A 22,246-nucleotide genomic window follows, 5' to 3' on the forward strand; every position below is an offset into this window, starting at 1 on the left:
CGAAATTTTCGCCTTTTAGCACGCTTACCGCTTTACGGAAAAGTATTTAAATGATTCTTCGGTCACATTTTCAATTTTCACTACATCTACAGATTTAACTTTTGCAGCTACCGGACCCGATTTTAGTCTATTTTCCAGTTCATCCACTTGCTCTTCTTCACCTTCCAAAACCGCCTCAACATCGCCATTTCGTAAATTTTTCACCCAGCCGTTTACACCCAGACCACGTGCGTTTTGCTTCGTAAAATGACGAAAACCCACGCCCTGAACTCTGCCCGAAATCAAAAGCTGTTTCTGAATTTTACCCATAATCGTTCAAACTTTTTTATCTTGCTCTATTGCGGAGCATTCTTAAATTAAATGTACACATGACTCTAACACAACTTAAGTATATTGTCGCGGTTGACAAACACCGCCATTTTGCTACGGCAGCGGATAAAAGCTATGTCACTCAACCTACCCTGAGCATGCAGATTCACAAACTTGAAGATGAGCTTGGCGTAATACTTTTCGACCGTTCTAAATCCCCGGTAGTACCCACTGAAATTGGTGAGAAAGTACTCGATCAGGCTCGTATTGTTTTGAATGAAGCCAGGAAAATATCGGACATTGTTCAATTTCAGGAAGAATCCCTCAGCGGAACCTTTCGAGTCGGCGTGATTCCCACGGTCGCTCCCTACCTGGTGCCCCGATTCCTCCACTCATTTTTAACCGCTCATCCTGATGTAGAATTGGTTTTTGAGGAATCCCTGACGGCCACTATTCTGGACGGACTGGAAAGCGATGAACTGGATGCCGGGATTATCGCTACTCCGGTAAAGAATGCGCATATCTACACGGAAGATTTATACGTGGAACCATTTGCGGGATATCTTTCCAAAAGTCACCCGCTGGTTGAAAAAGAGTTGTTATCTGTGGATGATCTGGAACAGACAAATATCTGGCTGTTGAATGAAGGGCACTGTTTCAGGGATCAAACCGTAAAAATCTGCAAGGAAGCAACCCGAAAGAGAGGTTCTGAGATTGAATTTCGAAGCGGTAATCTCGAAACCCTGAAAAAGCTTGTTGAACAGAATTACGGAATGACCCTTCTGCCCTGGACTGCAACTAAATATTCCGATCACAACAGTTCCGAGGCGATTATTAAGGAATTCAGCGAACCCGTTCCCTGCAGGAAAGTCCGGCTGGCCTATGGCCGTAAACACCTCAAAGAGAATATTTTAAAAGAGTTCAGAGAATCCATTATTCGCTCTCTGCCCGAAAAGCTGCTGAATGCCGATCAACAAATGGTGATTGAATAATCGCATCAAACATCTCAACTACGTCAGAATAGTTTATGCTCAGTTCCTTTTCAGCTCAGTGGTTTACGGCTTATTATGTTGTACTCGGTACAATTTTGATCGGGTACGGTGTCTATCTCATCGCAAAACAGCACGCAATGGCAGGTTACCTTAGAGATGTTGCTGAAAACACCGAAAAACCTCCGCGAGCTTTCAGATCAGTTCTCAAATACCTGCTTCTGTTCACGATTCCCGGTCTCATCCTGAGTTTTTTTCCATTTTCATGGATTGAACTCATTTTTTCAATCTGGTGCCTCATCATCATCTTTACTGTGGGGCAAATGCTTGTTCAATGGAAGGTTGTTTCCAGCCAGATCCTGGCGGTTGGCGGAGAGCTGCACAAAAAAATTCGGTTTGCCGGAATCAATATGATATCCATCGGTGTTGTACTTTTCATGCTGTGTTATATTTTGATATCGAACACAAGATAACTGATGCGATTACTGAAAGCGGGATACCAGGGAATCTACCTTCCTGAACTTGGAGTGGCAATGGACGGGACCCATCCCGATGCTGATTTCACGTTTGTGACACACGCCCATGCCGATCACATGCACAAAAACCGGTCGGCCCACACCTACGCTTCCCAGCCCACATTAAAACTGATGCATCTCCGTGGTTTCAGGGGTTCATCCACAGAACTGAAGTTTAACACTCCATTTGAAACCGATCGATTTACAGTAACACTCTACCCCGCCGGCCATATTCTCGGATCGGCTATGATTTTTATTGAATCAGATTCTGGCTCCCTTCTCTACACCGGGGATTATCGGACACCACCGTCACCCGCCACTGAAGGATTTAATGCCCCTCCCCGTGCCGACTTCCTGATTACCGAAGCTACTTTCGGCCTGCCAATTTATCGATGGAAAACCACGGATGAACTAGCTGAAGAGATCCGCTCATTTGCTAAGGACACACTCGCTGAAGGTTATACGCCCGTATTCCTGGCATATAATTTGGGGAAAGCGCAGGAGATCATGCATCTGCTTGCCCCGCTGAATCACCCCGCTATGATTCACGGCGCCGGTTTCAATTTATGTTCCGTGTATGTTGAAGAGAACATCGATCTTGGAAATTTTATGGCGTATGAGCGGGAAACTTGCGAAGGAAAAATCCTGGTTTGCCCCTCATCCGCCCTGTCCGGTGGATTTGCCTCCAATGTTAAGAAGAAACGCATCGCCTACTGCAGCGGTTGGGCGTCGCTCGAATCACGCCGCACCCAGCTTACAGTGGATAAGCTCATCCCCATCTCCGATCACCTCGATTTTTATGAACTGATCGATTTTTGTGAACGGATGGATCCAAAAAAAGTCTACATCACCCACACTCCAAATCCTGATGTTGTAAAACATTTTCTGGATGAGCGAAATATTTCATCGGCCTTTTTAAATACGGAGATGCAGGCCGATGACTGAACAAAAAACTTCGTTTGATGAGCTTTGTAACGTCATCCAGACCATACGAGAAACGCGTGGAAGCAACCGGAAAATAGCTATCTGTGCCCGGTATCTTTCCGGACTGACTGATGATGAACTGAATTTAGCATGCAGGTTTATCGGTGAGGGTGCATTTGAAAGCATCAGCGGAAAGCGGGCTTCTGTCGGCAGCCGCACATCCGGACTGGCAGCCGCTGATTTTTGTGAAATTGATTACGATCATGTGTTTAAACCGTGCCGGACCGCAACCGGAAGCAGCTCCGAAACCATCGCAAAACTGATGTACGCCACACCGGCCGCACGCAGTAAACGAAACCCGGCACAACTGTCGCTACACGCTGTAGAAGAACTTTTCGAAAAACTCTATTCCGTTTCTGGCCGAGCCGAAAAACAGGAAATTCTTATTTCTGCATGGCAAAAAATGTCGGCCACTGAAATTAAATATTTCATTCGAATGCTCGGACAAGGCTCTCTTCGGATTGGATTTGAAACCAAATCACTTGTATCAGCCATCGCAAAAGCATTTGAACAAGATCCTGAAGAAGTTCGATATGCACACATGATTACAGGATCAATTGGAAAAACAGCTCTTCTGGCCAAACGGAATTCATTGGCCGATGCAACCTTTAAACTGTTTCATCCGCTCTCATTTATGCTGGCTTCACCCATTGAGAGCCGGGCGGTTGATCAGCTTGATGAATACATCTGCGAGGAGAAATTCGACGGAATGCGCTGCCAGCTTCATGCAGAGGGCGATCAAATCAAGCTTTTTTCTCGAGACCTAAACGATATCACGCAGTCCTTTCCCGATATTGTTTCCGCATATCGAGATAAAAACCTCTCCCCTGTAGTTCTCGACGGGGAAATCTGTGTATTTAAAGATAACACCATTCAGCCGTTTCAACTGCTTCAGAAGAGAATGGGATTGAAAAAGCCGGGAAAAAAAATCCTGGAAAAACACCCTGTACTGTTCATCGCTTATGACCTGCTTTATCTGAACGAACAACCTGCGTTTGATGATCGACTGGAATCACGCCGGGAAAAGCTGCTGAAATTGTCCGAAAAGTCTGATGTGCCGGTCGTTCGTCAGTTTGAAGTTCGTGATTTTGATCATCTTGAAACACTGTTCAACCGCGCCCTTGAACACGGAAATGAAGGGTTGATGCTCAAGAAAAAAGAGAGCAAATACGAATATGGGCAGCGCCGTAAAACGTGGCTGAAAGTAAAAAAGCCGGGCGGATCGTTCGATACCGTCATGATGTATGCTCATGCCGGCAGCGGAAAACGGGGCGGTACCTATTCCGATTTCACCCTGGGAATCTCGGTCAGGGAAGATGAACGGTACGAAGAGGAGTTTATCCCGATAGGAAAAGCGTATGGCGGGTACACGGATGAGGAACTCAAAAAGTTAAACCGGGAAATCAAAAAAATTACCGTGGAAAAATATGGGCCGACTTTGGGCCTGTTACCAAAACTGGTTATCGAAATTGAATTTGACGATATCCAGGTAAATAAGCGCACAAAAGCCGGTTATACACTTCGTTTCCCCCGATTTAAAGCGATACGATGGGATCTGGGACCAGATGATGCCGATACATTGAAAGATGTAGAAGCGGTATATCAAAGTAAAATTGAAACATCACGTAAAGCTCAAGATAAAACTCCAAGCTTTTTTATCGCTTGTAGCACAATGGATTACAATACGTAAAAAATTATGTATCTATAAAGTAATCATTCAATTTTAAATTCTAATATTGTATGTTTGAACAGTAATAATATTTCATATACGTTAGGTTTCATTTTTTTAGAAAAATCAGCTCACCAAAATTTAAGTTTCTTCATCTGCCGTCGATAAATCAGATCGTTATATACCCCCATTTGACAATATCATGGATTCCCTACAAAAGTCACTACTTAAAGGACTTTTCCTTGCACTGTGTCTAACCTCAGCGCCCATAATTCTATACGGGCAGCTATCCCCTGTTGATCAACCGGAAATCAATTTTGACTATTCTGTTGAGGAGAGAGCTACAATAGATTCCCTGGAGGCATTTATTGAGGACCTCCTGATGAAAAACAGACTTACTGATGCCCATGAATGGTCACATAAAGGTCTGAGAATGGCCCGAAAGATAGGTTACAGGGAGGGAGAGTTTCGTGTAGCGCTTCAAATGGCAAGCCAGTTCCTCGATCGGAATATGATCGACTCCACTCTTTACTATTCTGAGTTTGCCCTCGAAATTGCCGATTCAGATTATGAACAAAAGCAGGCACTCAATAGTCTCGCCAATGGCTATGCAAAATCCGGTCGCAGTATTATAGCAATTGATCTTTATGAACAGGTACTCTCTATTGCCGATTCGCTTCGGAGTGATCAATACACGGTTGGGGTGATGATGAACCTGGCAACAGCGTATGCTCTGCTGGGCGAGAATAACGAAGCGCTGCAATACTACCTGGAAGCTCTTGATCGGTCCGAAGAAATGGAGAATTACGAGTTTATAGCACTTATCACCAACAACCTTGGCCAAAGATTTTCGGAAATGGAAAATGCTGAGCAATCAGAATTTTATCTCAAACGCTCACTCGATGTAAGTGAAGAACATCAGATTATTTCAAACCTGGTTCGTGTGCACCTTAATCTTGGCAACTTGTACCTGGACCTTGAGCGCTTCGATGAAGCAGAAGAGTCTTATCAAACAGCCTTAAATTATCATCAGTCCAGCGGAAATGAACCGGGTAAAATCCAGGTTTTGTATAACCTTGGAAGATTATTTGCTGCAAAAAGCGAATATTCCACCGCACGTGAACATTTTGAAAATGCCCTGGAATCCAGCCAAAAAATAAATCTTCAGCTTGGACTTTATTACAGTACCAGCGGCCTTGGCGATCTTGAGAAAACCCGCGGAAATTATGAAAGAGCAATAGAATGGTATCTCGAAACCCTGGAACTCTCAGATCAGTTTGATAACCAGTCCCATAAACTTTCTGCCTACAATAATATCTACCAGGTTTATAAACAATCTGGCAATAATTCGCAGGCGCTGGAATGGCTCGAACGCCATAATGAACTGAACGAAGAGATTCGATCAACTGAAAAAGACAGGATTACGGCACAATACGAAACCAAATTCAATCTGCGCCAGGCTGAACAGGAAAAGCAGATTATCCAGGCACAGCAAGAGCAGCAACAGGCAGAACTCGAGCAGCAACGCTGGATTATTGTAACCGCATTGGTTGGTATCACATTCCTGTTGATTGCCGGGGCTGTACTCATCAGGGTCAACCGTAAACGTAAAACTGCGAATCTTAAGCTCATCGAAACCAACGAAAGCCTTAAGCAGTTAAACAGAACCGTTCAGAAACAGAAGGAAGAGCTGGAACGGCTGAACAACATCAAAACAAAACTGTTTGCAATCATTGCCCACGATCTGCGCGCACCATTAAGTTCACTTCAAAGTCTTCTTTACCTTCTGCGAGAGCATGATCTGTCGGAAGAAGAAACTCATAAACTAACGTCCAATCTCGAAAAAAATATGCTGGAAAATTCCAGTATGATGGATAATCTCCTGGGATGGGCTAAGTCTCAAATGAATGGAATTAATCTTGATAAGCGTGTTTTTGACCTAAAACTTTGTGTGGAATCTGTTTTGGATCAGTTTAAACTGCAGGCTGAAAACAAAAATATTACGCTGAATGTTGATGTCCCCGAAAATTCAAATATCTATGCTGATTACGATTTGATGAAGCTCGTGCTGCGAAACCTGATTGCCAACGCTATAAAATTTAGTTACAACGATACTGAAATTCGCATCTTATCTGAAAAAAGAGACGACAACACATACAGAGTATCCGTTAGCGACAGCGGTACGGGAATAGCCGAAGAAAACCGCGCAAAAATCTTTACGGATGAATATTTCACCAGCCAGGGAACAAACCGGGAAAAAGGGACCGGCCTTGGTCTGAATCTCTGTAAAGAGTATGTTGAAAAACATGGTGGTGAAATATGGTTTGAAACCGAAAAGGATGGCGGCACAACTTTTCATTTCACCATAGCTGCCAAAATGAATTCTGAGGAACTGGTAAACGCCTGACACTTCCTGGTTCGTGATTTACCGTCAACTCAATCCACCTGATTTTCCTCTGCTCCGGGTTTCTCCATCTCTATCCGATTAAACCTGCGGACTGACTCTGCTCTCATGCACTTTTTTTGTATCTTCCCTGCTCAAAAGCATACACAAAAAAAGCATTTATATGTCTTCCAGGCTACTACGAATTATTCTGCTGATTTTAATCCCAATAATCCTGCTCTCCATATCTTCAAGCTGGATTTTAGAAGTTTTATGGTTATCTGAACTTGGGTATTCCCAAATTTTCTGGACACTCAAAACCACCCAGATTATTCTTATTGTCGCTGCTTTTTTGATTGTGGGCAGCTACCTGGTCCCAAATTTCAGATATCTCGCGGATCAGCTTAAACAGGTAAGCTTTTCGGGAACACCCCTTCAGGGAGTCGATTTTGACATTCACAGCCCGAATCAGCAAAAACGAATCAAACAGTTTTTTACGATTGCCGCACTTGTCATTACCGCAATGTTCGCCTTTGGGTTTTATATCCGATGGGATGAATCCCTGCAGTTTGTGTGGAATGTGCCATTTGGTGAAACTGATCCTCTTTTTGGACGGGATATTGGGTTTTACATGTTTCAGCTCCCCTTCTGGGAACTTATTCAGACGTCAATGCTTATCCTCACCTTTCTGACCACAGCAATCCTGGCTGTTATCTATCTGTTTTCAGGACTGCTTGGCATGCAGCCGGGCCAGGGTTTTACGGCATCAAAACCGGTTTTGAATCACCTCAAGTTAAATGGTGGTCTCTGGTTACTGTTTCTCGCCTGGGGGTTTTATCTCGACCGATTTAACCTTTTGTACCGCTCCGACGGCATTGTATTTGGCGCTGGTTATACCGACGTAATGGTTGAACTTCCAGCCATATGGATTCTTTTTGCGGTCACGCTCATTCTGGCACTCATGGTCCTCGCCAGCCGATGGATGAATTTTGGCAAAGCTCTGCCCGGCATGGCTATCCTCGGAGTCCTTGTTTTTGCAGGTGGTAAAATTGTAATGCCCGGCGTTATTCAGAATTTTAGTGTGAATCCCAATGAGCTGGAACTTGAAACGCCTTACCTTGAGAACAATATTCAAATGACAAGGCTCGCATTCGGGCTCGATAACGTACGCGAAATTGAGTACCAGGCTGATGATACTCTCACCTTAGCCGATATCCGTAATAACCAGGATGCCATCGACAACATCCGGCTTTGGGATCCCCGGCTGCTCATCCAAACTTACAAACAGCTTCAGGAGATCCGTTCATACTATGAATTCTACTCCGTCGATAACGACCGATACACTGTAGATGGACAGACTACCCAGATGATGCTCTCCGCCCGGGAAATTGCCCGAACGCTGCCAAGCCAGTCTGATACCTGGGTGAACCGGCGTATGCAATACACTCACGGCTACGGACTCGCCATGAGCCCGGTCACCGAAACCACCCGCCAGGGAGAACCAAGGCTTGTTATACGTGATCTTCCTCCTGTGTACACCAGCCCGGATCTCAGAATTGATAACCCGGCCATCTATTACGGTGAAAACAGTACCGGGTACTACATTGTAAATACAAATGTGGAAGAACTTCATTATCCCGCAGGCGATGAAAATGTTTATACACACTATTCCGGTCAGGGTGGAATTCAATTCACAAATTTTTTCAGAAAACTGCTCTTTTCCTGGGAACTGGGTGATGTAAATATTCTTCTCTCGGATTACATCCATAATGAAAGCCGCCTGCAGATTTGGAGAAGTGTTCAGGAACGTATCCAGAGAATCACCCCGTTTCTTCAACTCGATAACGATCCGTATCTCGTAAAAAATAACGGTAAACTGTACTGGATCCAGGATGCCTATACAACATCCAATCATTTTCCGTACTCCACGACCAAACGCGGTATTAACTATATCCGAAATTCCGTGAAAATTGTGGTTGATGCCTATGAAGGTAGTGTGGACTATTACATGGTTGATGAAAATGACCCGATCCTTCAGGTCTATTCATCTATATTCCCAGACCTGTTTAAACCTGTATCTGAGGTCCCCGAGGGTATGAACGCACACTTTCGTTATCCTCAGGACTTGTTTGAAATTCAGATGGAAACCTTTAACCGGTATCACATGACCCGGCCGCAGGTTTTCTATAACCAGGAAGATCTCTGGACACGGCCAAATGAGAAGTACGGCGGACGACAAATTCTGATGGAACCCTACTATGTTCTCGCACGCCTTCCGGAAGAGGAAGAGCTCGAATTTATGCTCATCAGTCCCCTCACGCCCGAAAATCGTGACAATATGATCTCCTGGCTGGCTGCCAAATCAGATCCCGCAGAATACGGACAGCTTATCGTTTATAAACTCCCGAAAGACAGGCTGATTTATGGGCCGGCACAAATCGAAGCACGGATTGACCAGGATCCGGAAATTTCCCGTCAGATCGCACTTTGGGATCAGCGTGGGTCAAGCGTAATTCGGGGTAACCTGATGGTGATACCCATCGAAAACTCTTTCCTTTATGTTGAACCTGTGTTTCTATTAGCTGATGGAGTGGATATCCCTCAGCTTCAGCGGGTGATTGTAGCCATTGGGGATAATATTGCCATGCAGCCTACAATTGAAGGTGCCATGCTCGAACTTTTTGGTGATATCGCCGGTATTCAGGCGCCACCGCTTGTTCAAACCATTGCTGATGCTGAGCTTACACAAGAGGAGATTGCGCTTCGTCAGGATCTTGAATCTGAAGAGATGAACCGGCTGCGTGAACTCTGGCAGGATATGCGCACAGCACTTGAAGAAGGCGACTGGACACGCTATGGCGAAATTCTCTCAGAAATGGATAGTTTAATTGATGGCTAAATTCATAACTTTTTATCAATATTGAATTCTTCAAGGAGTGTCCCCCTGAGAAGGTAATGGCACTAACATAATCCAAATTTATAATTCTTTTCCTGGTACTTTTGAACGGGCAATGGGGGATAAACTTTTGTGCTTATGAATCAATTTTAGAATTTAGTGGATTATGGTAGTCATCCCCCTTTTCACTCCGTTCGCTTTCTATTAAATTGAATGGAGCCCTTTTTAAAATCAACTTTAGCAAAGTCGGTTTGAGTTTGGTTTATGACTTAATTTTATCATATTTCCTGAAAAATATTTCGGGATATGATTTACTTCATCACATTCATAATTATCGGTATGACCACCGCATCCCCGATCGAACTATCTGAAGTGGATACAACAGACCGTAAATCAGGATATTATATTGACAGTACTTCCTGGAAAATTAAGTCTTCCAGCTCCAACTCTGCCGAAAAGATTGCTTTAATAACCATCGATGATGGTCCCAAAGCATATACAACCCCGGTTTTTTTGGATCTGCTCGATGAGTTCAACGCAAAAGCGCTCTTCTTTATTAATGGATACCTGGCTGAACCTCTCCCCTGGGTAGTCCGCCAGATTTTAGACCGTGGACACAAAGTTGGCAATCACTCCTGGAGTCACGCCCGTTTTACCGAAATATCTTCCGAGGAGGTTGAATATGAAATTACGAGTCTGAATAACTGGCTTGAATCGGAACTGAATTACCAATCCGGATTTTTCCGTGCTCCATACGGAGTACATACACCTGACTCTTTTTCAGTTCTTGAACAAACCGGCCTTCAAAATGTAGGATGGTCTGTAAATAGTTACGACTGGCAATATCCCGATCGTGAGGATACACTCAGCCGCGATGCTAAAGAAATTGCAGATCGCACACTAAAATCGATGAAAGAAGGGAACATCATCCTTCTGCATGATCGTGCAGTGAGTGCAAAAGCGTTGCGGATTATACTTGAAGAACTTAGCTCCAGGGGATACCGATTTGTCCTGCCAGATTGATTCAGGATCTGCGAGATTAAATTTAATGATTCCGTTTTAATACCCTCTCGATTATTGCCTATTTTCTGAGCGCACCAGAGCCCTAACATTTTTCTTAAAATGGACCTACTTTCAAATTCAGCCGATATTGTATTCGCCGGTAATGAGCTATGGCGAATTATTGTATTGATTACAGTTCTTGCCCTATCATTCTTCTTTGGAAAAATTTCAAAGTTCACGCTTACGCGCCTTGAGAGTAAACTGGAAGCTTCAAACCGAAAGCTTGCTGCAGTTGCTGCCCGTGCCGCCTCTATATCCGTAACCTTTCTGTTTTTCTCGTTTGGCCTCACGATCGCATTCTCATTTCTAAATATACCCGATGGCTTTGAAAGTTTGCTCAACACGGTATTGGAACTGCTGATCATACTGGCAATCGGTCACTTTTTCTACCGGCAAGTAGATGTGATTGATCAATGGCTGAAGAGGTTCTCTTCCGATGAGTCAATAAACATTGATGACATGCTCATCCCGATTGTGGGTAAATCGATCCGGGTTGCGGTTGTCATTCTCATTATGTTACAGGCAGCACAGTCTTTAAGTGATCAGCCAATCACCAGTATTCTTGCCGGAATTGGTATCGGAGGCCTCGCACTCGGTCTTGCTGCTCAAGATACGATCCGGAATTTTTTCGGATCACTCATGATTTTTGCCGATAAACCTTTCAATGTTGGTGAGCTCATCAACCTTGAAGACAAACTGGGAACCGTTTTAGAAGTCGGGGTTCGTACAACAAGGATTAAAACCCTTGACGGACATATACTCACTATACCAAACGGTAATCTGGCAAACATGACCATCCACAATATTGGAAAGCGTCCATTTATTCGCCGTGTATTTGATCTAAACATAACCTACGATACTCCGCCAGAAAAAGTAGAAAAAGCGGTTGAGATCGTCAAAGACATCCTGAACGATCACGAGGGAATGGACCCCGAGCTGCCTCCACGCGTCTATTTCGATAATATGAACAGCGATTCACTGAATTTGAAAATTTTCTACTGGTTTCACCCCCCTGATTTTTGGGCATACATGGATTTTACAGAAATGGTAAATTCCCAAATTTTCAGCCGTTTCAATGAGGAAGGGATCGATTTCGCATTTCCAACACAGACCATACATCTCGCCGGAGATAAAAAACGCCCTCTCAATGTTGGAGTCAATAATCACGGGAAAACTGAGTCTGAGAACGAAAAAAAATAAGCAGAAACCTTCTGAATAAGATATCAGGGAATGTATCATTTCAGTTAAATTTTTTATCAATTTTATTTTTTTGCATTAATAAATTTTTCTTTATATATCTCCTTCAGAGCAAATCGATGATAATATAATCCAAAACAGCACTTCTGTCACTCAGAAATAAATACAGTATCCTGATTAAAAAAGCGGTGATGAAAGGGTTTTAATTGAAGGAGAGCCATGAATTCCCATAAAGAGTTAGATAACCACGTCGTTCGCCTTGCCAAACAAATGAGGCAATCAGCGCAAAATCTGCCGGATCCGGATGAGGCATCCGATTTTGAATCTCATAGCCTCCCCGATGAAATTAAAATGTTTGCCGGAGTTGAGCGATATCTGCATGGTACAGCGCGTCCAATCAGTAAAATCACCGGAATCAATCCTCAATCGTTTCCACCGCTTAAAAAACTGAATGACGCTCAGGCTGCTTTTCTCCTTGACGAAATGATAAAACTGCTGAAAGCCTATCATTTTTATCCTGATTTCCCGAAACATCTGCCCGACCACATCCGGTACAACCTTCTTCGTGATAATTGGAATGCAGAGATGGTGTACACCGGGGAGGGTCACTCTCATATTGAATTTTGCACCTACAACCCGGATGAATGTCCGTTTCCGGGCGAATTTTGCCAGTGCAAAAATTATGACTCTGGTATTTGATGCTGCTTTTCGCGTACTTGTTGTGATAGGTAAATCGCACCAACTTCTGAGAACTCGCCATTATAATAAATCTAATGATTCCCGGGCACATACAGTAAGTATACATGGCGCAACTCTTCTCTTAACTCTTCCTGATTTTTTTACGAGAAAAATGCGCCAATGTGATGTGTCCACTTTCATAATACAAGGAGATTAACTGGCGATTTCAGTCATTTGTTGCCTCTCATGTAAGGAACAAACATGATCTGGAAAGAACTGAAGTCTTTGAAATATTAAACAAAAAAATTAAAGAAAAGAATGGAAGATGCTTACGGGGATTGGTACAGTGATACTGGCTTTGATTACTTTAGGAAAAATTAGATAAATATGTGCCATTTGAATATAAAAAATAATCTATACTTCAACTAAGATTTCATTGCGGACAGGAGTATAAATATCTATATCTGTAATCGGGGTCTCGATTGAAGTAATCAAACTGTATCTGACCGTATTATTGTACTTTTCTAAATTTTTTCTGGTTCTCCACCAACCTGTTACTGGATAAATGGCAATACTATTTTTTGTTGCTAAATCAGCAGCAGTTCCAAACCAAATATCTTTATGCAAAGATCCTCTTGTTCTTCTTCGAGCTCCAAAAAGCCAATGCTCTGTTTCCGCATCAGTACCTTCGTAATCATCATCTCTAGCTTCTTTATTTTTTCTTTGACTAAACTCTTCAACCGTTTCATTTACACGGATTACATCAAATCTGAGACCATGAGATTGATAATAAAATTTTGAGGTATAATATCTTCGACCGGGATTAGGCTCAATATAGTAAGATAGTGTAACTTTAAGTTGCACTTCAGCATCTGCTAATTGAAGTAATTCCTCTCTTGGCCAAGGTAGTTCGTATAAATGAATCTGATCTGTCTTTACATTATTGCCTTCTAACCTGTACGGCTTAAATTCATTCTGAGCTATGAGAGTAAGAGAGTTTGATGCACTATTTAATGCCCTATCAATATTTGGAACCCCATAACCTACTTGTCTTGCTAAATTTTCAATTTCTTCTTTAGAAATACCAGATAATCTTTTTTGGTTTCTAATAGCTTTTGTCCATTCAGAGCTATGTGCAATGAGCCCTCTTACGGTTTCAGACCAAAAATTTGGATATTTCCCATTAATGTTGGCGGCAAATCTTGACCCTATAGCTGTTGCTGCACTAGTAGCACCAAATGCCGTAACTGGTCTTATTACAAGGTCTTTGCTTGTACTTAACAGTTGTAATGCGTCATCATAAATGATCTCTCCCTCTTCATTATTTGCAACGTTACCTCCTTCAAACACTACATCGGGTTTATAAGGCCACTCATTTTTCCACACAAATGATGTTGAGTTAGTGGGAGCCATTTGTCCAAATTTTGCCAAAGCAGTATATCCAGGATAGAGTTCTTTATTGACTTCTGCCTTTTTAGTAAAAGTACCAATAGTTAGAGCATTCCATGATTGACCTGGATCATGAATTTGATCTGTTAAATTTTTATCTGGGTATTCGTCTGCTACATTTATGTATACGTTTCCACCAGAAATAAAGAATAGCTTTGATTTCTCATCTTCAGAATCTCCATAAATAATTTTGTCAACTGCTGAAGACCATGAGGATGGCTGACCTAAGTCTCGAAAATCTGTAGTAGTCACTGCCATACAAAAGATCTTAAATGAATCTGAATCAATTATAAAAGATCTCGCAACACACTCCTCAGTAATTGCGCCAAAGTTCTCAGGGATATTTGGATCATCAGCTTCAATTATCTTAATAGATTCAATATTGTGATATATTTGAACAGGTAAATTTGTGGAGAGTACATTAGTTAGATCTCCATAAATAGCTAAACCAGCCATTAACGTACCATGTCCTCCATTACGTGCAGTATCATCAGTCCCCCACTGCTGTTTATAAGCATCTAGTTTGTCATCTGTGATAATTGGTTCTAATAATCTATGACCATTCCTAACACCACTATCTAATAAGCAAATCACAGGTCCACCTTCATTTCTAACATCTAATCTTTGTAATAGATCATTAATCCAATCTTCCTGTTCGATGTTAGAAATATATTTGGTAAAAAAATCCGCCCTTTCTTTTGCTTTTCTGATTTCAGCTAAATTGTTCAAAAGCAATACGGATCGACTGAGTTGCCCAGCGGTTCCATTAACCAATACAACTTTATGTTCTGGGAAATCTAAAGTCTCTGCCCCAATTTCTAAACCTATACTGACAACTTGCTCTCTTAATTTTTCAATTGAGGTAACTTGGTAATTTTCTTTTTCACTATGAGTTCTAACCCAAATTTCCCACCAAATTCTATCATCTTTATTAGGAAAATTTAAGTTGTCGGTCCAAAAAGATTTTAAAGTAGCTATTTTTACTTTTTCAATACTTTCAACAAAATTTTTGTTTTTAGGTCTATTAGTGTCACCGTATTCTTCAGTAAGATACCTTTCGACAATTCTTATGAAGATTTCAATCTTACCCTCTGGCACAAAAACAACAGCTCTTGTGTAAGTTTTATCTTCATCTGTCTCTGGGTCGGTATCAGTTACTTTTATAGATTGGATGAGTTCGATCCCTGAACGAGTTCTGTGCAGACTATCTGCAATCAAATCATAGTCTATCGGACTACAAAATTCTATATATGTCCCATTATCTCTTGTAATATTTTCTGGGAGTGCTTTATCTTTTAAACGATCAGAAATATGCTTCACGCTTTCAAGCATATTTTTAACTCTAATCCCGTGTTGGTTTCTAGTTCTTATTTTTATTTGGGGACCAGTTCCCCGACCACCACTTGCTGTATAGATATCAATATTAGGGCCTTCACTTATTGTGAGATGGTCAGAGCGACTCTCAGGATTTAACATGATAAATGCTATTAGTATTGAATTCTATCAGATAATATTCTTAATAAAACTTGATGATCGAGGCTTTTAGAATTATCCATCAACATAGACTTTATAGCGTCATTACACGACCTAACAATATCAGCATAACTTAAACCAATTGATTGATTTGCAACTTCATCAAAATTAAACCCTTTATCTAGGCTTACGTTCTTCAGATGCCGTTTTGTTGTTTCTAATATTTGCTTTTTCTCAGGCATTTTAAAGTTAACGATATCATCAAATCTTCTAAATAATGCTCTATCAAGTACTTCTCTAAAATTTGTTGCTGCAATTATTATACTTTCAGATGTGTCGTTTTCAATGTTCAGTAAAAAGCTATTTAATACTCTTTTTATTTCGCCAACATCATTTGAAAACCCCCTGGTAGTTCCAATTGAGTCAAATTCATCAAATAGATAAACACCTCTATTTTCTTTCATTGCATCAAAAATCAGTCTGAGCTTTGCAATGGATTCCCCCATAAATTTGGTGATTAGACCATCTAACCTAACTACAAATATTGGGATTTTTAATTCTCCTGCAATTGCTTGGGCACTCATGGTTTTACCACACCCGGGAGGGCCCACCAGTAGTAATTTTCTAGAAGGTTGTAAGCCGTATTTAATTAATTTTCTTTTCTCTTTTTGTTCATTAATGATTTTACTAAGTGAGTTTTTTGTCTCCTCATGTAGAACCATATCGTCTATGCGGGTATCTGGATAGAATACCTCTAAGAGTTCAGACAATTCTCCTTGGGGGCGTGCTATCGGTACAGCGTACCTACTCGATTCAATGTTAGTATTTTTCTTTGCTTCGTCAATTAAATCTCTAAGCTGAGTGGCTAAATTTTTATTGCCTTTTTTTGCTTCACTTGCAGCAATCTGCATAGCAGTTGCATAAAAACGAGAATCATCTCCTTCTTTATAACTTTTTATTAAGGCTTTGAGTTGGTTGCCTGAAGCCACAATATTTGTATTTAGTTAAACGCCGATTGGTTTTTCTACAGTCAGATCCTAAGACAATAACAAAAATTGTTATAACAAATTCCATAATTATCATCTAAATGATTTTGATGAAATGTGTTGCCACTGTTATGCCAATTTAAATAAAAAAAGCCTTAAGCAGCTAATAATTAGACACTTAAGGCTTTATATTTGTATCGTGGGGCGGACTTGAACCGCCGACCTCCGGGTTATGAATCCGACGCTCTAACCACCTGAGCTACCACGACATAATGCTTCATTACGATTTAATACTTCTTATACAATCGGACTTGAACCGCCGACCTCCGGGTTATGAATCCGACGCTCTAACCACCTGAGCTACCACGACATGGCATTTCAAGAAATCAAAAAATCTGCATTGGTTATTAGACAACGGAATTGAATCGGCAATATCATATACACACCTATCATCCTGACGCCCCTAAAACCAAAGAGCATCAAATATAAGGTTTTTTACAGAAAGGGTGAAGGAAAATGCGGATTTTTTTATACTCTTTTTCTATCCTAATCATTCTTTATCTTGGGCGAGTTAAACAAATTCTATATCAATAATAAATAAGAACGCAGCAGAGTAAAGGAATGGCAAAACGTATCACCAATCGGGAAAAAGATTACTCACAATGGTACCTGGATGTAATTAAAGAGGCTAAACTGGCTGATCACTCGCAGGTAAGGGGGTGTATGGTTATTCGTCCCCACGGTTTTGCTTTGTGGGAAAATATGAAAGGTGCTCTCGATCAGATGTTCAAAGATACCGGTCACGAGAATGCTTATTTCCCGCTTTTTATCCCGAAATCATTTCTTTCTAAGGAAGCGCAGCACGTTGAAGGTTTTGCAAAAGAGTGCGCGGTCATCACACACAGCAGGTTAAAAAGCGTTGAGGGCGGCGTGGAAGTTGATCCCGACTCCAAGCTGGAAGAAGAGCTGATTGTTCGTCCAACTTCCGAAACCATTATTTGGGATTCGTACCGAAACTGGATCCAATCCTACCGCGACCTTCCTATCCTGATTAATCAATGGGCAAATGTTGTCCGCTGGGAGATGCGTACGCGACTCTTTTTGAGAACTATGGAATTTTTATGGCAAGAAGGTCATACGGCACATGCAACCCGCGAAGAGGCTGTTGAAGAAACCGAGAGGATGCTTGAAGTCTACCGAACCTTTGCCGAAGAGTTCATGGCGATGCCGGTAATTACGGGCAAAAAAACCGAAAGCGAACGGTTTGCCGGTGCTGAAGAAACGTATTGTATTGAAGCGATGATGCAGGATGGCAAAGCTCTGCAAGCCGGAACCTCTCACTTTCTCGGGCAAAATTTTGCCAAAGCTTTCGATGTAAAATTTCAAAATCAGAATGGTGAACACGACTTCGTTTGGGCAACAAGCTGGGGAGTTTCCACCCGTCTTGTTGGAGGGCTCATCATGACCCATTCCGATGATAACGGCCTCGTTCTGCCCCCTAAATTGGCTCCTCACCAGGTTGTGGTTGTTCCGATCTTCAGAAGTGACGAACAGAAAGCTGAAGTACTTGAATATATCCGTCCGGTTATGGATGATTTGAAATCAAAGGGAGTCAGAATAAAACTCGATGATCGCGACAACTACAATCCCGGCTACAAATTTGCTGAACATGAAGCGCAGGGTGTTCCGCTGCGCATTGCCGTTGGGCCCCGGGATGTTGAAAACGGAAACCTCGAACTTGCCCGCCGTGACACTCTTGATAAAAACATCATCTCAAAAGAGGGAATCGGGGAGAAAATAGTTCAGCTTCTGGATGAGATTCAATCCGATCTTTTTGACCGGGCTAAAAAACGGACAAAAGAGAAGACTCGCACAGTCAATTCATATGAAGAGTTTCAGGACGAAATTGAAAAAGGCGGTTTTATTTACGCTCACTGGGATGGTACGCCCGAAACGGAAGAAAAAATTAAACAAGATACCAAAGCGACAATCCGTTGTATCCCCTTGAAACCCAATACTGAAACCGGAATCTGTATGGTAACCGGAAAACCTTCAGAACGCCGGGTACTTTTTGCAAGAGCTTATTAAAAGGGGCACTACCTCATGAGTTTAAAATCTCCTGATAATCGTTTTCTTCGTCTCTGCACAGCAGAACAGAGCCGCCAGCTCGACCACGATACCATTCAAACATTTGGCCTGAACGGTAATCTGTTAATGGAAATTGCCGGTCTTAAAGCTTCAGAATTCATCCGGCAAACTGTGGGTAACAACCGGCATGGAGTGTATGTATGCGGTAAAGGCAATAACGCCGGTGATGCTTTCGTGATTGCCCGATACCTGGCGGACAGCCCCAAACACAGGATTACAATCTGCCTGATTTCGGGAGATCAACAGCTATCAGATGATGCAGAGAAAAATCTTTCCCTGCTAAGAAAATTATCAGATCACTCCTCACATATTACATTTACCGGGAATTTATCTTCAGACTTGCTCCAGGATGCCGATTACATTGTGGATGGCATGATTGGCACCGGACTAAAATCTGAACTTCGTGAGCCGCTTCATTCAGCCGTAAAATCAATAAACAGTTCTGATACGCTAACTTTTTCCCTTGATATTCCAACCGGCCTGAACTGCAATACAGGTCAAATCCTGGGTGAATCCGTTCAAGCGGATCATACAATTACCTTTGGCACCAATAAAATCGGTTTTTATTTAGGTAGTGGTCCTGAACGGTGCGGAAATATACATTTTGCTGAACTTCCCTTTCCGGAGCACCATCGCAATCATTCAGCTGTTTTAATCCATTCCAATATAAAACCGGAACTGCAAACCGGTCCGTTGCCTGCATCACACAAATACGAAAAAGGAACGGTTCACATTATTGCAGGTTCTGAGGGAATGACCGGAGCCGCAATCATGTCGGCTCGTTCTGCCTGGAAAGCCGGTGCAGGTGCCGTAATTCTTTATTGTCCCAAGGGATTGCTTCACATTTATGAACAGACTCTGCCTGAAATCATAAAGGTCCCGCTCGGATCAGAGCATCACATGTTCTTTAAACCTGAACATGTTCCGGCTGTCAAAAATCGTATTTCAGAAAAACCAGGGCCCGTGCTTGCCGGTCCGGGAATTGGAAGATCTGAAGAAACACGTGAATTCATTTTAGAACTGACAAATTCATTCAAGCATCCGCTGATTTTAGATGCAGATGCCCTGGCTGGATGGGATGAGTTAAAAAATTACGACACCTCTGGATGGATACTCACACCTCACATCGGGGAGCTGAAAAATTCGATGAACATTTCGTTTTCATCAGACGAGGAGCGATTGAGTCAGTTAAAAAAACTTTCGAAAGAGAGCAGATGCACCATTCTATCGAAAGGATATCCCCTGATTACAGCCACACCTGATGACGGAGTATTCATTACCGGTTATGATACAAGAATCTTCTCAAGGGCAGGATTTGGAGATGTTTTAGCCGGAACAATTGCGGGCTATCTGGCTATAGAGAATAACACTACAGATGCTATCATAAAGTCGTTGGTTGAGAATTTTGAAATTGCCAACTGCGTTAAAGATCCTGAACCCAGAACAATCTATGGTAGGTAGAACGGTTTCCTTTTTCGCAGCTCATAAATATATCGTCTATGCGCTGTTCACCATTATTACGATCTTCACGCTTTATCTAACTCTGATCCCGCTGAGAAGCGTCCCTGGGATTTCCCTGTTTGAATACAACAAACTTGGCCATTTTCTGATGTTCTTCGGTTGGACATTCATGCTTGGGTTTTCATTTATAATCCGTAACAATAAATTAGCCCCGCTATTCCGAATCTTTCTTGCCGGAATGGTGTTTGGTATATCCATAGAGTTCGCTCAGGAACTCCTGCCTTATGGCAGAACGGCCAGTGTTTGGGATGCCGCAGCGGATGTTGCCGGTAGTTTTGTTGCTGTTCTATTGCTATGGGGCATACAAACCAGGTATCAGTCTTATTTGAAACCAGCTTTAATAAAAAATAATATCAACAACGGTAACACGTTGGAAAGTTAGCATTAAATAATGTATACTTAATGCGAGCAAAAACTTTTACAGGTGAATTATTATGGAAAGGAAAAAACCGGAAGCAGATTTAAGGAAATACTATACTGTTTTTCTTCAACTTGGAATGATACTAACGCTTGCAATTTTTATTGTGGCCGTTAGAATCGACATAACCAGTCTCGCTCCTGACGAGTATGTTCTTGACGAACAGGAGATTGTTGAGATGGAAGAAATTATCCAGACACGTCAAATTGAAACACCCCCACCTCCACCACGTCCTCCGGTTCCTGTAGAGGTTCCCAATGATGAAATTATTGATGATGTGGATATTGACATTTCTGCCGATTGGGATTTGGATGACAGACTTGATATGCCACCTCCACAACAGGAAGAAGAGGAGCCTGAAGAAGATTTCTTCGTAGTTGTTGAAGAGATGCCGGAGCTTATCGGTGGACTTGCTTCCATCCAGGAAAATATTCGCTATCCCGAAATGGCGCGAAGAGCAGGAATTGAAGGCCGAGTATATGTACAGTTTATCGTAAACGAACAAGGGCAAGTTGAGGATCCACAAGTTATTCGCGGAATCGGCGGTGGCGCTGATGAAGAAGCCCTGAGAGCTGTTCGTCAGGCTCAGTTCCGTCCCGGAATGCAGCGTGGACGTCCCGTTCGTGTTCAGTATAGTTTGCCTGTTGTATTCAGACTTCAGAACTAAATCAGCTTATAAACGGCACTATATTTTCAAATTAAAAAAAAGCTTGTCGGCAAAACCGACAAGCTTTTTTTATGCTTATTTATTTTCTGAATGATGGGATAACGTTTCCAGGCTACCGGTTTATACCCTCTTTAAACCTGGCAATCAGATGTTTTAGATTCTGATATTCCACAATCTCTTCAGCCTTTTTGACAGATATCCATTCAACTTTATCAATCCCCTCCGCTTCTTGCGGAGTGTAAGATAACTGATCATCGGTTAGTCTCATCACGAACCAATAGGTAACTTTGTCGAAATGTGTGCCGTTTTGTTCATAGCTGTGCTCCGTAGTTCCGAGATTAGCTTCTATTACAGGATTCTTTTTTAACCCCACCTCCTCCCGAACTTCCCTGGCCGCACACTCCGCTATCGATTCATCCGGTTCAAGTTTACCTTTTGGCAGATCCCAGACTCCATTTCTATGGATAAGTAATATCTGAACAGCATACGGTTCTTTCCGAAACAGAATTCCACCCGCAGCCGTTATCTTTTCTGCTTTCGAATCACGCTTCGTCATCAGAAGAAGTTTGCTCTTTCTTTTTCTCTTCAGCGAAGCCAAGACGGAGTTTATTAAGGGTTTCTGTTACATAACCGCTGATTTCTTTCGGTAAATTCCCTTTGGTATATTTTTCAAGCATCACAATGGTATCAATTGCATACTTCGCTGATTTTAAATCCCGGGCCTTTTTACCGGTTTGTGGATTTTCCGTTTTACCGAGCCCCATCATTGCGATCTGCTCATGCTGTTGTATCAGCATCACAAAAAGTAATTGTTGCTGCTGGTCTTCGTTTAGTTTTTCGCCATTTTGATCTGTTTTATCAGACATAGTAACAGGTTTTTCTTCAGTTAATGCCAATTTACA

General features: G+C 42.1%; 18 protein-coding genes and 1 tRNA gene. 13 read left to right on the top strand and 6 right to left on the bottom strand.

Going from position 1 to position 22,246, the window contains the following annotated elements:
* Nucleotides 1-24: 24 nt before the first annotated feature.
* Nucleotides 25-309 (bottom strand): acylphosphatase, encoded by a 285-nt coding sequence (locus DYD21_RS17675; protein WP_116038329.1) that lies wholly within the window; start codon nucleotides 307-309, stop codon nucleotides 25-27.
* 59 nt (nucleotides 310-368) lie between these two features.
* Between DYD21_RS17675 and DYD21_RS17680 the strand changes: the two genes are divergently transcribed.
* From DYD21_RS17680 to DYD21_RS17720, 9 genes are all read left to right on the top strand, one after another.
* The gene (locus tag DYD21_RS17680) at nucleotides 369-1,301 is read left to right on the top strand and encodes a hydrogen peroxide-inducible genes activator (protein WP_116038330.1); all 933 of its coding nucleotides are present in this window, start codon (nucleotides 369-371) and stop codon (nucleotides 1,299-1,301) included.
* A gap of 35 nt (nucleotides 1,302-1,336) precedes the next feature.
* Nucleotides 1,337-1,771 (top strand): hypothetical protein, encoded by a 435-nt coding sequence (locus DYD21_RS17685; protein WP_116038331.1) that lies wholly within the window; start codon nucleotides 1,337-1,339, stop codon nucleotides 1,769-1,771.
* 3 nt (nucleotides 1,772-1,774) lie between these two features.
* Nucleotides 1,775-2,758 carry a hypothetical protein gene (locus DYD21_RS17690; RefSeq protein ID WP_233505580.1) on the top strand — a complete coding sequence of 328 codons (984 nt, stop codon included), beginning with the start codon at nucleotides 1,775-1,777 and terminating at the stop codon, nucleotides 2,756-2,758.
* On the top strand, nucleotides 2,751-4,487 hold the full coding sequence (locus DYD21_RS17695; protein ID WP_116038333.1) for an ATP-dependent DNA ligase: 1,737 nt from the start codon (nucleotides 2,751-2,753) through the stop codon (nucleotides 4,485-4,487). Before DYD21_RS17690 ends, DYD21_RS17695 begins: the two co-directional genes overlap by 8 nt.
* A 181-nt stretch (nucleotides 4,488-4,668) precedes the next feature.
* Entirely contained in the window at nucleotides 4,669-6,873 is a 2,205-nt protein-coding gene (locus DYD21_RS17700) for a tetratricopeptide repeat-containing sensor histidine kinase (RefSeq protein ID WP_116038334.1), read from the top strand.
* A 160-nt stretch (nucleotides 6,874-7,033) separates the two neighbouring features.
* Nucleotides 7,034-9,748, top strand: a complete 2,715-nt coding sequence (locus DYD21_RS17705; protein ID WP_116038335.1) for a UPF0182 family protein — start codon at nucleotides 7,034-7,036, stop codon at nucleotides 9,746-9,748.
* Between the two features lie 303 nt (nucleotides 9,749-10,051).
* Nucleotides 10,052-10,768: a polysaccharide deacetylase family protein gene (locus tag DYD21_RS17710; protein ID WP_116038336.1), complete on the top strand. Its 717-nt coding sequence runs from the start codon at nucleotides 10,052-10,054 to the stop codon at nucleotides 10,766-10,768.
* Nucleotides 10,769-10,867: 99 nt separating this feature from the next.
* Nucleotides 10,868-12,007, top strand: a complete 1,140-nt coding sequence (locus DYD21_RS17715; protein WP_116038337.1) for a mechanosensitive ion channel family protein — start codon at nucleotides 10,868-10,870, stop codon at nucleotides 12,005-12,007.
* Nucleotides 12,008-12,223: 216 nt separating this feature from the next.
* The gene (locus DYD21_RS17720; protein ID WP_116038338.1) at nucleotides 12,224-12,703 is read left to right on the top strand and encodes a hypothetical protein; all 480 of its coding nucleotides are present in this window, start codon (nucleotides 12,224-12,226) and stop codon (nucleotides 12,701-12,703) included.
* Nucleotides 12,704-13,096: 393 nt separating this feature from the next.
* On the opposite strand, the gene DYD21_RS17725 is transcribed toward DYD21_RS17720, so the two are convergent.
* The 3 genes from DYD21_RS17725 to DYD21_RS17735 all read right to left on the bottom strand — a co-directional run bounded on the left by DYD21_RS17725 (nucleotide 13,097) and on the right by DYD21_RS17735 (nucleotide 16,859).
* On the bottom strand, nucleotides 13,097-15,607 hold the full coding sequence (locus DYD21_RS17725; protein WP_116038339.1) for a S8 family peptidase: 2,511 nt from the start codon (nucleotides 15,605-15,607) through the stop codon (nucleotides 13,097-13,099).
* An 11-nt stretch (nucleotides 15,608-15,618) separates the two neighbouring features.
* The gene (locus tag DYD21_RS17730; RefSeq protein WP_116038340.1) at nucleotides 15,619-16,593 is read right to left on the bottom strand and encodes an AAA family ATPase; all 975 of its coding nucleotides are present in this window, start codon (nucleotides 16,591-16,593) and stop codon (nucleotides 15,619-15,621) included.
* A gap of 192 nt (nucleotides 16,594-16,785) precedes the next feature.
* Nucleotides 16,786-16,859, bottom strand: a tRNA-Met gene (locus DYD21_RS17735).
* A 352-nt stretch (nucleotides 16,860-17,211) separates the two neighbouring features.
* Between DYD21_RS17735 and proS the strand changes: the two genes are divergently transcribed.
* The 4 genes from proS to DYD21_RS17755 are packed head-to-tail and all read left to right on the top strand — an operon-like array spanning nucleotide 17,212 to nucleotide 21,344.
* Entirely contained in the window at nucleotides 17,212-18,678 is a 1,467-nt protein-coding gene (gene proS / locus DYD21_RS17740) for a proline--tRNA ligase (protein ID WP_116038341.1), read from the top strand.
* A 15-nt stretch (nucleotides 18,679-18,693) separates the two neighbouring features.
* Entirely contained in the window at nucleotides 18,694-20,199 is a 1,506-nt protein-coding gene (locus DYD21_RS17745) for an NAD(P)H-hydrate dehydratase (protein ID WP_116038342.1), read from the top strand.
* The gene (locus tag DYD21_RS17750; protein WP_116038343.1) at nucleotides 20,189-20,641 is read left to right on the top strand and encodes a VanZ family protein; all 453 of its coding nucleotides are present in this window, start codon (nucleotides 20,189-20,191) and stop codon (nucleotides 20,639-20,641) included. Before DYD21_RS17745 ends, DYD21_RS17750 begins: the two co-directional genes overlap by 11 nt.
* Before the next feature lie 52 nt (nucleotides 20,642-20,693).
* Entirely contained in the window at nucleotides 20,694-21,344 is a 651-nt protein-coding gene (locus tag DYD21_RS17755; RefSeq protein WP_199535593.1) for an energy transducer TonB, read from the top strand.
* Nucleotides 21,345-21,456: 112 nt separating this feature from the next.
* Here DYD21_RS17755 and DYD21_RS17760 read toward each other — a convergent pair whose 3' ends face one another.
* The gene (locus DYD21_RS17760; protein WP_116038345.1) at nucleotides 21,457-21,900 is read right to left on the bottom strand and encodes an NUDIX hydrolase; all 444 of its coding nucleotides are present in this window, start codon (nucleotides 21,898-21,900) and stop codon (nucleotides 21,457-21,459) included.
* The gene (locus tag DYD21_RS17765; RefSeq protein ID WP_116038346.1) at nucleotides 21,887-22,210 is read right to left on the bottom strand and encodes a DUF1844 domain-containing protein; all 324 of its coding nucleotides are present in this window, start codon (nucleotides 22,208-22,210) and stop codon (nucleotides 21,887-21,889) included. Before DYD21_RS17765 ends, DYD21_RS17760 begins: the two co-directional genes overlap by 14 nt.
* Nucleotides 22,211-22,246: the final 36 nt, after the last annotated feature.

The organism is Rhodohalobacter sp. SW132 (assembly GCF_003390325.1).
Taxonomy (GTDB): Bacteria; Bacteroidota; Rhodothermia; order Balneolales; family Balneolaceae; genus SW132.

Bases quoted from the DNA above. Each gene is read 5' to 3' on its own strand.
- DYD21_RS17690 (WP_233505580.1), top strand. From the start codon at position 1,775: ATGCGATTACTGAAAGCGGGATACCAGGGAATCTACCTTCCTGAACTT.
- DYD21_RS17705 (WP_116038335.1), top strand. From the start codon at position 7,034: ATGTCTTCCAGGCTACTACGAATTATTCTGCTGATTTTAATCCCAATA.
- DYD21_RS17685 (WP_116038331.1), top strand. From the start codon at position 1,337: ATGCTCAGTTCCTTTTCAGCTCAGTGGTTTACGGCTTATTATGTTGTA.
- DYD21_RS17745 (WP_116038342.1), top strand. From the start codon at position 18,694: ATGAGTTTAAAATCTCCTGATAATCGTTTTCTTCGTCTCTGCACAGCA.
- DYD21_RS17695 (WP_116038333.1), top strand. From the start codon at position 2,751: ATGACTGAACAAAAAACTTCGTTTGATGAGCTTTGTAACGTCATCCAG.
- DYD21_RS17720 (WP_116038338.1), top strand. From the start codon at position 12,224: ATGAATTCCCATAAAGAGTTAGATAACCACGTCGTTCGCCTTGCCAAA.
- DYD21_RS17725 (WP_116038339.1), bottom strand. From the start codon at position 15,607: ATGTTAAATCCTGAGAGTCGCTCTGACCATCTCACAATAAGTGAAGGC.
- proS (WP_116038341.1), top strand. From the start codon at position 17,212: ATGGCAAAACGTATCACCAATCGGGAAAAAGATTACTCACAATGGTAC.
- DYD21_RS17760 (WP_116038345.1), bottom strand. From the start codon at position 21,900: ATGACGAAGCGTGATTCGAAAGCAGAAAAGATAACGGCTGCGGGTGGA.
- DYD21_RS17715 (WP_116038337.1), top strand. From the start codon at position 10,868: ATGGACCTACTTTCAAATTCAGCCGATATTGTATTCGCCGGTAATGAG.
- DYD21_RS17750 (WP_116038343.1), top strand. From the start codon at position 20,189: ATGGTAGGTAGAACGGTTTCCTTTTTCGCAGCTCATAAATATATCGTC.
- DYD21_RS17710 (WP_116038336.1), top strand. From the start codon at position 10,052: ATGATTTACTTCATCACATTCATAATTATCGGTATGACCACCGCATCC.
- DYD21_RS17765 (WP_116038346.1), bottom strand. From the start codon at position 22,210: ATGTCTGATAAAACAGATCAAAATGGCGAAAAACTAAACGAAGACCAG.
- DYD21_RS17700 (WP_116038334.1), top strand. From the start codon at position 4,669: ATGGATTCCCTACAAAAGTCACTACTTAAAGGACTTTTCCTTGCACTG.
- DYD21_RS17675 (WP_116038329.1), bottom strand. From the start codon at position 309: ATGGGTAAAATTCAGAAACAGCTTTTGATTTCGGGCAGAGTTCAGGGC.
- DYD21_RS17755 (WP_199535593.1), top strand. From the start codon at position 20,694: ATGGAAAGGAAAAAACCGGAAGCAGATTTAAGGAAATACTATACTGTT.
- DYD21_RS17680 (WP_116038330.1), top strand. From the start codon at position 369: ATGACTCTAACACAACTTAAGTATATTGTCGCGGTTGACAAACACCGC.